The organism is Streptomyces sp. SAI-170 (assembly GCF_049739565.1).
In the GTDB taxonomy this organism is placed as follows: Bacteria; Actinomycetota; Actinomycetes; order Streptomycetales; family Streptomycetaceae; genus Streptomyces.
This window is the reverse complement of record NZ_JBMGQD010000001.1, coordinates 3,074,051-3,086,527: the sequence shown is the minus strand read 5'-3', so window position 1 is coordinate 3,086,527 and position 12,477 is coordinate 3,074,051. Positions and strand designations below refer to the sequence as shown.

The 12,477-nt window shown below is 72.3% G+C and carries 11 protein-coding genes; 2 read left to right on the top strand and 9 right to left on the bottom strand.

Features of this window, described 5'->3' with window-relative positions; genetic code table 11:
* Positions 1 to 3: 3 nt before the first annotated feature.
* Positions 4 to 474, bottom strand: a complete 471-nt coding sequence (locus RKD23_RS13585) for a DUF6542 domain-containing protein (protein ID WP_424853919.1) — start codon at positions 472 to 474, stop codon at positions 4 to 6.
* Positions 471 to 1,016, bottom strand: coding sequence for a hypothetical protein (locus RKD23_RS13580; protein ID WP_424853918.1), 546 nt, complete (start codon positions 1,014 to 1,016; stop codon positions 471 to 473). The genes RKD23_RS13585 and RKD23_RS13580 overlap by 4 nt, the downstream gene beginning before the upstream one ends.
* Positions 1,017 to 1,450: 434 nt before the next feature.
* Between RKD23_RS13580 and ychF the strand changes: the two genes are divergently transcribed.
* Positions 1,451 to 2,539, top strand: coding sequence for a redox-regulated ATPase YchF (gene ychF, locus RKD23_RS13575; protein ID WP_424853917.1), 1,089 nt, complete (start codon positions 1,451 to 1,453; stop codon positions 2,537 to 2,539).
* A 132-nt stretch (positions 2,540 to 2,671) separates the two neighbouring features.
* On the opposite strand, the gene RKD23_RS13570 is transcribed toward ychF, so the two are convergent.
* The 7 genes from RKD23_RS13570 to RKD23_RS13540 form a co-directional block, all read right to left on the bottom strand.
* The gene (locus tag RKD23_RS13570) at positions 2,672 to 2,935 is read right to left on the bottom strand and encodes a type II toxin-antitoxin system RelE family toxin (protein WP_424853916.1); all 264 of its coding nucleotides are present in this window, start codon (positions 2,933 to 2,935) and stop codon (positions 2,672 to 2,674) included.
* The gene (locus RKD23_RS13565) at positions 2,928 to 3,197 is read right to left on the bottom strand and encodes a type II toxin-antitoxin system Phd/YefM family antitoxin (RefSeq protein WP_424853915.1); all 270 of its coding nucleotides are present in this window, start codon (positions 3,195 to 3,197) and stop codon (positions 2,928 to 2,930) included. The genes RKD23_RS13570 and RKD23_RS13565 overlap by 8 nt, the downstream gene beginning before the upstream one ends.
* 132 nt (positions 3,198 to 3,329) lie before the next feature.
* Complete coding sequence (locus tag RKD23_RS13560) at positions 3,330 to 5,591, bottom strand: glycoside hydrolase family 3 C-terminal domain-containing protein (RefSeq protein ID WP_424853914.1); 2,262 nt, start codon at positions 5,589 to 5,591, stop codon at positions 3,330 to 3,332.
* 37 nt (positions 5,592 to 5,628) lie between these two features.
* Complete coding sequence (locus RKD23_RS13555) at positions 5,629 to 7,116, bottom strand: carboxylesterase/lipase family protein (protein WP_424853913.1); 1,488 nt, start codon at positions 7,114 to 7,116, stop codon at positions 5,629 to 5,631.
* 26 nt (positions 7,117 to 7,142) lie between these two features.
* Entirely contained in the window at positions 7,143 to 8,240 is a 1,098-nt protein-coding gene (locus RKD23_RS13550; protein WP_424853912.1) for a 5'/3'-nucleotidase SurE, read from the bottom strand.
* Between the two features lie 180 nt (positions 8,241 to 8,420).
* Positions 8,421 to 10,196 carry a glycoside hydrolase family 3 protein gene (locus RKD23_RS13545; RefSeq protein WP_424853911.1) on the bottom strand — a complete coding sequence of 592 codons (1,776 nt, stop codon included), beginning with the start codon at positions 10,194 to 10,196 and terminating at the stop codon, positions 8,421 to 8,423.
* A 35-nt stretch (positions 10,197 to 10,231) separates the two neighbouring features.
* A complete protein-coding gene (locus RKD23_RS13540; RefSeq protein ID WP_424853910.1) occupies positions 10,232 to 11,518 on the bottom strand; it encodes an MFS transporter in 1,287 nt (428 codons plus the stop codon).
* Positions 11,519 to 11,777: 259 nt separating this feature from the next.
* Between RKD23_RS13540 and RKD23_RS13535 the strand changes: the two genes are divergently transcribed.
* Positions 11,778 to 12,440 carry a TetR/AcrR family transcriptional regulator gene (locus RKD23_RS13535; RefSeq protein ID WP_424853909.1) on the top strand — a complete coding sequence of 221 codons (663 nt, stop codon included), beginning with the start codon at positions 11,778 to 11,780 and terminating at the stop codon, positions 12,438 to 12,440.
* Positions 12,441 to 12,477 lie beyond the last annotated feature (37 nt).

The window sequence follows — 12,477 nt, the reverse complement described above, 5'->3', positions numbered from 1 at the left end:
TGTCTAGGAACCGGCCGGTGGCCGGGTTCTCGCCTGTGGTCCCGGGCGTCGGCCGGCCGGCTGGAACCTGCGCACGGTCACGATGACACCGGCGGCCAGCGTCCCTCCGTACAGCCAGCCGGCCTGCGTGGCCAGCGCGGTGAAGAGGCTCATCAGCCGCCCGCCCACTCCCTCCCCGCCCGTGACCGTCAGCAGCCCCGCAGCGAAGGCGATCGGCACGACGACCGGCCCGGTCATCAGATCCCCCCGCCGCACCCACATCGCGGTCAACACGCTCACCGGCAGAAACAGCACGCCGTACACCGTCAGGGACGACCCGAACAGCAGCCGGTCGAGCGAGCCCAGCGCAAGCATCACCGCCGCGCAGAACAGACCGCCACCGAGCCCGGTCAGTCGCGGATCGGGCAGCCGCCGCACCGCAGGCGGGCGCGGGGGAGCGGGCCGTCGTGCTCCGGCGGGGCGGGGCCGGGTCATACCGGGGGGACGGGGGCGGCCGGCAGGCAGGCGGGGGCGGCGGCGGGCATCCTGATCGGGACGGCCGCCGTCCGGCTGGGGACGTGGGTCACCCGCGTGGGGGCGTGGGCCGCCGGGCTGGGGACGGGGGTCGCCTGGCTGGGGACGTGGGATGCCGCCTTGGGGGCGTGGGCCGCCGGGCTGAGGACGGGGGTCGCCTGGCTGGGGACGAGGGCTGCCCGCTTGGGGGCGTGGACCGCCGGGCTGGGGACGGGGGTCGCCCGGCTGGGGACGGGGGTCGCCCGCGTGGGGACGTGGACCGCCGGGCTGGGGACGAGGACCGCCTGGCTGAGGACGGGGGTCGCCCGGCTGGGGACGAGGGCTGCCCGCTTGGGGGCGTGGACCGCCTGGCTGAGGACGGGGGTCCCCCGGCTGAGAACGGGGGTCGCCCGGCTGGGGACGCGGACCGCCCGCACGAGGACGGAGGCCGCCCGGCTGGGGACCGCCGGTGCCCGGCTCCGGGCGGCCGAGGGGCAGGTCCGGGCGGGCGTCCGCTCGGCCACGGGACCCTGCGCCCTCCGGCTCCCGGAACTCTGGGCCCCTGTGCTCCCGAAACTCTGAGGCCCCCTGTTCCCGGGGCCCGACGGCGGGCGTCCGTGGCTGGCCAGGGGCCGGGCGGGTGGGTCGGGGCGGGCGGGCCCCAGGGTCGGCGGAGCCGGCCTGCGGCGGCAGCGGGGGCGTGCCGCGGCGCGGTCCGGGCCGGTCGGGGCGAGTCCTGTATTGCTCCACTGGACCAACTTAGGTCGGTTTATGTGCTGAATGGCCCTCCAGACACGCCGGGGGACCGAGCTTGGCCAAGCGTTCGACGGATCGCCCGGGCCCGCGCCGGGCACCCCGTAAACTGGTGGATCGGCCAGCCCTGTCCTCTGGCCCTGGCCCGAAGGCCCCCAGGCCTCGAAGGTCCCCTGGCCCCTCTCACGTAACGGGAAGTCGCAACGTGTCGCTCACGATCGGAATCGTCGGTCTGCCGAATGTCGGCAAGTCGACCCTGTTCAACGCCCTGACCAAGAACGACGTGCTGGCGGCCAACTACCCGTTCGCCACGATCGAGCCGAACGTCGGCGTGGTCGGCGTCCCCGACACCCGCCTGGCGAAGCTGGCCGAGATCTTCTCCTCGGAGCGGGTCCTCCCGGCGACGGTCGACTTCGTCGACATCGCCGGCATCGTGCGAGGCGCGTCCGAGGGCGAGGGCCTGGGCAACAAGTTCCTGGCGAACATCCGCGAGTCCGACGCGATCTGCCAGGTCATCCGCGCCTTCAAGGACGAGAACGTCGTGCACGTCGACGGCAAGGTCTCGCCCAAGGACGACATCGAGACGATCAACACCGAGCTGATCCTCGCCGACCTCCAGACGATCGAGAAGGTCCTGCCGCGCCTCCAGAAGGAGTCTCGGATCAAGAAGGACGTGGCTCCGAAGGTCAAGGCGGTCGAGGAGGCGAAGGAGATCCTGGAGAAGGGCGACACCCTGTTCTCCCAGGGCATCGTCCAGGGCACGGAGCGCGCCGAGCTGCTCCACGACCTGCACCTCCTGACGACGAAGCCCTTCCTCTACGTCTTCAACGTCGACGAGGACGAGCTGACGGACGACGCCTTCAAGGACGAGCAGCGTGCCCTGGTGGCCCCGGCCGAGGCGATCTTCCTGAACGCCAAGCTGGAGGCCGACCTCGCCGAGCTGGACGAGGAGGAGGCCATGGAGCTCCTGGAGTCCGTCGGCCAGCACGAGCCCGGCCTCGCCACCCTCGCCCGCGTCGGCTTCGACACCCTCGGCCTGCAGACCTACCTCACGGCCGGCCCCAAGGAATCCCGCGCCTGGACCATCAAGAAGGGCGCCACTGCCCCCGAGGCGGCCGGCGTCATCCACACGGACTTCCAGAAGGGCTTCATCAAGGCCGAGGTCATCTCCTTCACCGACCTCGTCGAAACCGGCTCGGTCGCCGAGGCCCGCGCCAAGGGCAAGGCGCGCATGGAGGGCAAGGAGTACGTCATGCAGGACGGGGACGTGGTGGAGTTCCGCTTCAACGTGTGAGCGGTTCGTTCCTGTTCGCCAGGCGATTCGTCAAGCGCGCAGATGAGAAGGGGTCGGCTCCTCCGGGAGTCGGCCCCTTCGTCGTCACCCTGCTGAAGGGGTGCAGATGTCCTGACGTTGAATCAGTCGGCGTCAGGTGTCGTAAACGGTGGAGCGATGCCCGACGTGTACGACCCACACCACGAGCTCTCCGTTGTCGAGCGTGTAGATGACTCGGTAGTCGCCGACTCGCAGCCGACGGCGTTCCGGCTGCGACACCAGCGCGGTGGTGTTGAAGCCGAGCGGGTCGCTCTCCAGCTCGGTCAGCTTGGCCAGGATGCGCAGCGCAATGTCGCGAGGGATTTTCCGAAGCTCGGCCTGAGCCTCGGGGCGGAAGACGGTTCGGTACTCACTCACCGCGCGCCAGCGTCTCCCTCATGACGTCCTCGATCGGGATGCCGGGCGCCGGATTGGCCATGCGCTCGTCGATGATCCTGTTGATCTCGCGCTCTTCCCACTCCTGGTACTTGCGCAGCACCTCGATGGAGACGATGGCGGCGACTTCCTTGCCTCGGCGCGTGATCACTGTGGGTACGTCGTCGCGATCCGCGCGCTCCACGACCTCAGCCAGGTGTGCGCGCACGTCGCGGATGGACTCTATGGGCAGCGGCTGTGTCATGCGCTCAAGCGTACCGAGTGTCCCATGTGTACACCACCGGTCCGGCGGGGTGGGTGGTGCCGGCACACAAGCCGATCACCAAGGGGCCCGACTCTCAGGAGTCGGGCCCCTTGGCTTTCCGTACCGCCGCCCTCAGTCCCCCCTGTACTTCACCACCGCCTCCCCCACCTGCTCCCCCGTGACCGGGAACCCCGGGAAGCGGGTCAGGCGGCTGAGGGGGATGGCGCGCAGCATCGGCCCGGTGTGCGGGTCGGACAGGAGGGTGGCGAAGCCGTCGGTGCCGAGGGTGGTGCGGAGCCAGGGGCCGGCTGTGGGGTGGGCCAGCCACTGGTCGGCTGTGGAGTCGGCGGTGAGGGGTGGGGTGTAGGTGTCGCCGGGGAGGGCGATGGTGGTCTCCAGGCGGATGTCGCGGGAGGACGCACCGAGGCGGAGGCCGAAGGTGCCGGCTTCGATGATCCAGTCGGCGGCGATCTCGTGCCAGAAGGCGAAGGCCCGGCGCCCCAGGGTGAGGGTGACGCGTTCGCTGTGGCCCGGTTCGAGAGGGACTCGGGTGAACGCGCGGAGTTCCTGCTCGGGACGGTGGACGGACGCCTCGGGGTCGGTGACGTAGAGCTGGACGGTCTCGGTGCCGGCCCGCTCGCCGGTGTTGGTGACGGTGAGGGTGATGTCGACCTGGGGGTCGTCGCCGTCCGCCCGGACGGTGACATCGAGGTCGCTGTAGGCGAAGGCCGTGTAGGACAGGCCGTGCCCGAAGGGGTACGCCACCGGCATGCGGCGGGTGTCGTACCAGCGGTAGCCGATGAGCGGGCCCTCGGCGTAGCGGACGCGGCCGAACTCCCCGGGGAAGGTGCCGACCGCCGGGGTGTCCTCGTAGCGCTGGGGGATGGTCTCGGCGAGCTTGCCGGACGGGTTCGCGCGGCCGAGCAGCAGGTCCGCGCAGGCCGAGCCGCCGGCCTGGCCGAGCAGCCACGCCTCGAGCAGGGCGGGGACGCGGTCCTGCCAGGGAGCGAGGGTGACGACGGAGCCGTTGGACAGGACGACGACGGTGCGGGGGTTGGCGTCGAGGACGGCGTGCAGCAGGGCGATCTGAGGGGCGGGCAGGTCCATGTGGTCGCGGTCGTAGCCCTCGGACTCGTACGACGGAGGCAAGCCGAGGAACAGGACGGCGACCTCGGCGTCCGCCGCCGTACGGACGGCCTGCGCGACGAGGTCGGGATCGGCTTCCGCGGACTCGATCACATAGCCGGGGGCGAAGGCCACCTCACGGCGGCCGTCGAGCGCGGCCCGCAGGGCGTCCAGCGCCGAGTCGACGCGGGTGGGGTTGACCTGCGACGACCCCGCGCCCTGGAAACGGGGCGTGCGGGCGAACTCGCCGATGACGGCGACGGCGCCACCGGTGTCCGGGTCGAGGGGCAGCAGCGCGCCGTCGTTCTTCAGCAGGACGGCGCTCGCGGTGGCGGCCTCGCGGGCGAGGGCGTGGTGGGCGTCGGCGTCGAAGCCGTCGGACCCTTCACTGAGGGCGGGCAGCGCGCGGTCGACGAGGGTGAGCACACGGGTGACCGCCGTGTCGATGTCGGTCTCGTCGAGCCGCCCGGCGGCCAGGGCGTCGAGGATCGCGCGGGTGCCCGCGCCGCTGGAGGAGGGCATCTCCAGGTCGACTCCCGCGGCGACGGTCTCCGGGCGGTCGCCGACCCCGCCCCAGTCGGAGACGACCAGGCCCTCGAAGCCCCACTCCTCGCGCAGGATGCCGGTGAGCAGACGGCGGCTCTCGGCGACGTAGGTGCCGTTGATCTTGTTGTAGGAGGACATGACGGTCCAGGGCCGCGCCTTGGTGACGACGGTCTCGAAGGCCGTCAGGTAGATCTCGCGCAGGGTGCGCTCGTCGATCTCGGCGGAGACCGTCATGCGGTCGGTCTCCTGGTTGTTGGCGGCGAAGTGCTTGACCGACGCGCCGACGCCCTGGCTCTGCAGGCCGGTGACCAGAGCGGCGCCGAGTTCGCCGGCCAGGTGCGGGTCCTCGGAGAAGTACTCGAAGTTGCGCCCGCACAACGGCGAGCGCTTCATGTTGATGCCGGGCCCGAGCAGCACCGAGACGCGCTCGGCGCGGCATTCACGGCCGAGGGCCTCGCCGACCCGGCCCAGGAGGCAGACGTCCCAGCTGGACGCCAGGCCTGCGGCGGGCGGGAAGCAGGTGGCCCGGACGCTGTCGAGGAGCCCCAGATGGTCACCGTCGTCGGGCTGTTTGCGCAGGCCGTGCGGTCCGTCCGACAGCATCACGGACGGGATGCCGAGCCGTTCGACGGGCTGGGTCCGCCAGAAGTCCGAGCCGTCCAGCAGCGCGGCCTTCTCCTCCAGGGTGAGCGCGGCGAGCAGCGCGGGGATGTCGATGGTCATACGTCAACTCCAGGTCGGCTGGGGGGCTTCGGTGGCTTCATCGCCCTTGCGGGCGGCGCGCCCAGGTCTCCCGTACCGGGCGCAGCGGGTCGGACTCGACGCGCGGGGTGTCGTCCCAGAGCATCGTTTCCCGCCCTTCGGCGGTGTACGGCGGCCAGGACGGGCCCGGATCCAGATCGCGTACGAAGGCGACCCAGGCGGCGTGCAGGGCGTCGGCCAGATGCTGCGGCGGGTCCTCACCGAGGGCGGCGGTGACGCCTTCGGCGTCGAGCAGGTCGAAGGCGAAGGGCAGGTCCGTGCAGTGGTACGCCAGGCCCTCGAAGCCCGGTGCGGTGGCCGCTCGCGTGAACTGGTAGAGCCAGGTGGGCCGTTCCCGCCGGGCTCGGGCCTCGGCGACGGCCAGCGTGGGCGCGCGGAAGACCGTGTCGGTGACCGCCTGGCCCCACAGAAGACCCGGTCGGCTCGCGTACGCGGCGTGCGTGTCGAGGAAGAGCCGGGCGCGCCGTTCGTCGAGGCCGAAGGCGGCGAGCATGCCGGCCGGGTCGTCGCCGGCGGGGCCGGGGTGCGGTACGGCGTTGAACTCGTGTGCCGTGAAGCCGGCCATCAGCGGGATGTCCGCCCCGGTGTCGCCGTCGGCGAGCGTCTCGGGCACCGGACGCGGGACGAGCTCGCCGTCGGCGAAGGGGGCGAGGGCGAGCATCTGCAGCTGCGCGCGGTCGGGTCCGGGAGCGCTGAGGGCGTCCTGGTGGGCGAGCAGCTCGGCGTCGGTGAGGCCCTGGAGCGCGGCGGCGGTCGCGGGCACGCCGGTCCGGGCCGTGAACAGCCGGCCGACGGCCTCGGCCGTGGCCCGGTCCTGCGGCTCCATCACGGCGCCGGACACCGAGATCGCCGCCCTGAACAGGCCCTGGGCGGCGGGCGTGGCGAGCAGCGTCTGGACGGCTCCGCCGCCCGCCGACTGACCGGCCACGGTGACCTCGGCGGGGTCGCCGCCGAAGCAGGCGATGGTGTCGCGCACCCATTCCAGGGCGGCGATCCAGTCGCGGACGCCCCGGTTGTCGGGCGCGTCGGGCAGGTGGAGGAAGCCCTCGATGCCGAGCCGGTAGCCGAGCGAGACCAGGACGACGCCGTCCCGGTTGAAGGACCTGCCGTCGTACCAGGGACTCGCGGCCGATCCGGCGACGAAGCCCCCGCCGTGGATCCAGACGAGGACCGGCAGGCCGGCGGTGGGCGAGGGGTCGGGGGTGAACACGTTGAGGTTGAGCGTGGACGCACCGGGGACGCTCGGCTCGGGGATGGTGGTGACCTCGGCGAACGGCCTGCGTTGCGCGGTCGGCCCGTAGGAGGTGGCGTCGAGGACGTCGGTCCACGGCTCGGCCGGCCGCGGTGCGGCGAACCGGAGTGCGCCGACGGGCGGTTGGGCGTAGGGAATGCCGAGGAAGCGTACGCCGGTGGCGTGGCGCTCACCGCGTACGGGACCGTGGGGCGTGCGCACGGTCACGGCGGGTGTGGCGGAGGGGTCGGGCATCAGGGTCTCCACGGTGGGTGGGCGGGTCAGGAGCGCGGGGCGTCGTGGGTGACGTAGTGCTTCAGCCGGGCGAGGTCCCTCGCGCCGTCGGTCCGGGCGCCGTAGGTGCGGTCGGCGGTGATCGGGGCGACCGTGATGTGGCCGCGCTTCAGCAGTGCGGTGGAGTCGGCGTCCCGGACGGTCTCGGTGCACGGGTCGCCGGGGCGGTCCGGGCACACGCCGAGCGTGATGTCGTAACTGTCCACGTCGCTTCGCGGCTGGGGCTGGTAGGCGTGCCAGACGACCTGGCCGTGTCCGACGCTCGTCCACACGGGGGCCTCGGCCGGCCGGCCGGCGCTGACGTCCGGGTGGTCGACCTTGACCGCGAAGCGGTCGGTGAACAGGCCCCGGTCGCGCATCCCCGCGAGGAAGGCGGCGGCGAAGCGGGCGTGCGCCCGGTAGTTGACGACCGGGAACCGCGTCTGGGAGGCGTCGCCGGACGAGGAGAGGGCGACCGCGGGGACACCCTGGTCGATGGCGGCGAGGGCGGCGCCCACCGTGCCCGAGTCGTTCACCTGGGCGCTGACGTTGGGCCCGGAATTGATGCCGGTGACCACCAGGTCGGGGCCGTCCGTCCAGCCGGCCTTCGCGGCGAGGCCGGTGCGCAGCGCGAACTTGACGGTGTCGGCGGGGGTGGCGCTCGGGGTGTCGGGACCGCAGGGCCCCGCCGACAGGCAGACGCCGTAGACGGGGGACCCGGAGGGGGTGCCGGCGCAGTCGTTCTCGTAGCCCTCGGGCATGCGGGTGCGCCGGGCGAGGGTGAGGGTGCCGCCGTTGGTCACGGCGGTGCCCTTGCCCGACTGCACCTGCCAGGGCGCCATGACGACGACGTCGGCGCCGGCGTCGCACAGGGCCTTGCGGATCTCGTACAGGCCGAGACCGTCGGCGTGCGAGGGTCTCGCGGCCTGCATGGAGTCGTCGTTGGACAACAGCACGCGCAGGCCGGCCAGCGGCTGTGAGGCACGGCTGGAGGTGGCGGCGGCGATCTCGTCCGGGGCCGCCGCACCGAGGGACGACAGGACGGCGCCCGTCACGCCGGCGAGGACGAGGGTGGTGCGCAAGGTCGTGCGCAGAGTGCGTGCCATGAGCGGTCTCCTTGGCGTCGAGCGGGACCGGGGGCGGCTCCGGGTCAGGGCGGCGCCGCCCCCGGTGGTCGGATGGGCGGCCGGGACGGTCGGGCGTCCGGGCCGGCGCCGTAGGGAAAGAGCGGGCCGGGACGGTCGGGCGTCCGGGCCGGCGCCGTACGGGAAGAGCGGGTCGGGAGGTCAGACGTCCAGGCCCGCGCCGTACGGGAAGAGCGGGTCGGCGGTGTCGTGCGGCACGTCGGGGCGGGAGTTCTCGACCGCGGCCATCGAGCGGGGCATCTCGAACGGAAGGCGTCCCTCGGCACGCGCCCGCCCGAAGGCGACATCCAGCAGGGCCTCGTCGCTCGCGCCGTAGTCGGCGACGAGCGCGGCGCACCGTTCGGCCACCTCGGGGACGACGGCGGGCCGTTCGAGGTGGAGGAACACGACGGTCGGCACGGTGTCGAGCAGCCGCAGGACCGGCTTGAGCTCCTCCTCGGTGAAGTCCAGCCGTCCGGAGTGGAACAGCGCCTCGAAGCGGTTGTCCCGCGGCTCGTACGGCGTGTGCAGCCGCAGTACCGCCAGGTCCGCCTCGGCCGCGTCGCCGACCACGTCCCCGTACCCCGCCGCGATGCGGGCGTCGATGCCCTCCACGTACAGCTTCGGGCGCCGCGAGGTCACCGGCAGGGTCCGGTCGCGGTTCACGAGGACGGTCAGCGAGCGGCGCTGCGCGGCCTCGCCGGCCCCGCGGAACTCGCTGTTCCCTACGATCTCCTCGGCCAGGTCGGGGTCCACGTAGGGCTGGTCGAACAGGCCCAGGACGAACTTCTCGCGCAGCAGGCGGCGTACGGAGAGGTCGAGGCGCTCCTCGGTGATACGGCCGGAGCGGACCAGGTCCACCACGACCTCGGGGCACGCCTCGCCGCCGAACTGGTCGGCGCCCGCGTCGAGGGCCTTCGCCGCGCGCTCGGCGACCGTGAGGTGCTCGACGCCCCAGGCACGGGCCTGGTGCACCTCACCGAAGATCTCGTGGTCGGTGAGCAGGCCCCAGTCGGTGCAGACGATGCCGTCGAACCCGAGCCGCTCCCTCAACAGCCCGGTGACGACACCGTGGTTGAAGCCGAAGCCGACCTCTTCCCAGTCGGTGCCGACGGGCTGCCCGTAGTACGGCATGACCTGCGAGGCTCCGGCCGCGAGGGCGGCCTTGAACGGCTCCAGGTGGTACTCGCGCATGCCGCCCGGGTAGATCTGCTCCTTGCCGTGCGGGAAGTGCGGGTCCTCGCCGTCCTTCTGGGGGCCGCCGCCGGGGAAGTGCTTGACCATGGTGGCCACGCTCTGCGCGCCGAGCGCTTCGCCCTGGAAGCCCTGGATGTACGCCTGGACCAGCTCGCTCGTCAGCGCGGCGTCGGCGCCGAACGTTGCCGACTGACGCGACCAGCGCGGCTCGGTCGCCAGGTCGATCTGCGGGTGCAGGGCGACCCGCAGGCCGACCGCGAGGTACTCGCGGCGGGCGATGTCGGCGAAACGGCGGACCAGTTCGGGGTCGCGGACGGCGGCAAGGCCGGTCGGCTCCGGCCAGGCGGAGAACGCCCCGGCGCTCATCGACGCGCCGATGTTGGTGGTGAAGGAGTGCCGGGGGTCGGTGGAGACGGTCACCGGGATGCCCAGACGGGTGCCGGCGGCGAGCTCCTGGACGGTGTTGTGCCACTGCGCCATCTGCCGGGGCGCGGCCGTGCCGAACAGGTTGAAGTGGCTCATCAGCTTCGAGCGGATCGCGCCGGTGGTGTCCGCGGGCACGAACGCCTCGTCGCCGTCCTCGACGGGACGGCCGTCGGGGTGCATCGGGAGCACGGTGTGGAAGAGCAGCCCGGCCTTCTCCTCCAGGGTCATCCGGGCGAGGAGGTCGGCGACACGGTCGTCGACTCCGCGGGAGGAATCCTGGTAGGGATGACCGTCGTTGCGGGCAGGGGGAAGCAACTGTTTCTCCGATGGTGAGGTGGTCGGCGCGTGGGTCAGCGCACGCCGCGGATGGGGACGACCGCGAGGGCGCCCAGGATGGTGATCACCGCGCCGGTGACGAAGAGCGCGGCGTAACCGCCGGGCGAGGCGACCACCAGCGAGGCCATGAACGGGGCGATGATCTGCGGGCCCGCGTTGGCGATGTTCAGTACGCCCATGTCTCGGGCGGCGTCCTCCGCGCTGGGCAGGACGAGCGTGACCAGGGCCGTGTCCACGGCCATGAAGCAGCCGAAGGACAGGCCGGTCAGGACGCCGAAGACGAGCATGCCGGGCCAGGTGGGGCTGAGTACCGGGATCATCATGCCGATCGCGGTGAAGGCGCAGGACAGCGCGATGAACGGCTTGCGGCGGCCGATGCGGTCCGAGAGCGTCCCGCCGATCACGGTGGACAGCAGGGTGCAGACCGCGCCGATCGGGGAGAGGATCGCCACCGCGCCGGCCGGGGACAGCCCGTCGGGAAGGTCGATGTGGTCCTGGAGGACGTAGAGCTGGTAGAGCACGACGGCGAAGTAGCCGAGCATCAGCAGGAACCTGCCGATGAACGCCCACCGGAAGTCCCCGGACCTCATCGCCGAGCCGAACGCGGCCAGCTGGCGCCCCAGAGCGGCCGCGCGGCCGGCGGGGAGCTTCCTCTCGCGGACCAGGGCGGTGAACAGCACGGCCACCGCGGCGACGACCGCGCCCAGGACGAGGTAGCCCGTGCCGACGTCCTGCGGCACGAACGCCGACGCGACGGTGACGCCGATGATCGTGCCGACCGGGGTGCCGATGCCGACCATGGCGGAGGCGAGGCCCCGGCGTTCCATCGGCACGCGGTCGGGGACGACGGCGGTGATGGCGGCCTGGTAGACGTTCATCGTCGCCTGGACCAGACACCAGCCGACGGTGACCAGCAGGATGCCGCGCACCGCGCCGAGCAGGGCGAGAGCGCCGAGGGCGGCGAGTCCGCCGCCGAGTATCCAGGGATTGCGCCGCCCGGAGCGGTCGGACAGCAGTCCGGCCAGCGGGTTGAAGAGGGTCGCGAACACGGCGGCGACGCCGGAGACCAGGCCGAGGTTGGCGACCTTGTCCGCCGGATTCAGCGCCTCCACCTGCACGGGCAGCAGCACCTGCCCGACGCCCATGTAGACCATGAACATGGCCGTGTTGCCGAGGGCGAGGAGGCTCAGCAGCCCGCCCAGCCGCCCGGCGGGCCGCTGCGCAGGGGCCTCGGCCTCGTCGGCCGGCTCCGGCGGTTCCGTCGCGGGTACGTGGTGGGTCTCGGGTCTGGATGTGCTCATGTCCAGCCTCCTCAGTGGCGGCTCTCGCGGGGCGGGGCAAGCAGAAGAAGGGGTGACCGTGACGTCGACGGCACCGGTGCTGGTGACACGTGTCATCTCCAGGCCGGGGCGTACCACGGTCATGGGGGACGGGAGAGGTGCGTCACACCGTGTGGGCGAGCACAGAAAACCACGAAACCCGAGTGACCAATAGGTTTTCGGAAAGTGACCCACGTCACTCCGTCGCGGGTGGTGCGACCGCCGGACTACGGTGATCTCCATGGATCGGACGAACGGCGGTCACCCCCGGAACGGAGCCAGGCGCGGCCCCTATGCCGTCGGCGACGAGCGACGGCGGCGCATCCTCGACGCCGCCGTCGAGCACTTCGCACAGTGGGGCTTCCACGCCTCCTCCCTGGCCCGCATCGCGAAGGAGGTCGGCGTCACACAGGGCGGTCTGCTGCACCATTTCCGCAGCAAGGAGGACCTGCTCGTCTCCGTGCTCGAACGCAGCGAGGAACACGACGTCGAGCAGTTCTTCACCACGGAGTTCGACTCGGCGGCGGACTGCTTCCTGCGGCTGATCGACCTCGTCGCGTACAACAGCCGCCGCCCCGGCCGCACCCGGATGTTCAACGTCCTGGTCGGCGAGTCCTCCGAACCCGGGCACCCCGCCCACGCCTTCTTCAAGCGCCGCTACGACACCGTCGTCACACGGCTGGCCGACACCCTGCACACCGCGGTCGGCACCGGCGAACTCCTCCCCGACACCGACTGCACGGCGACAGCCCAGGAAGTCCTCGCCGTCATGGACGGCCACCAGCTCCAGTGGGCCCTCGCCCCGGACTCCGTCGACATGGCCCGACGGCTGCGCGTCTACCTCGACCGGCTGTACCGGTCGATCTCCGCCGGCGGAGCGGCGCTGCCGCCGCAGGGAGCCTGAGTCGGAGAAGCGATGGCACGATGCCTCGAAGCACAAG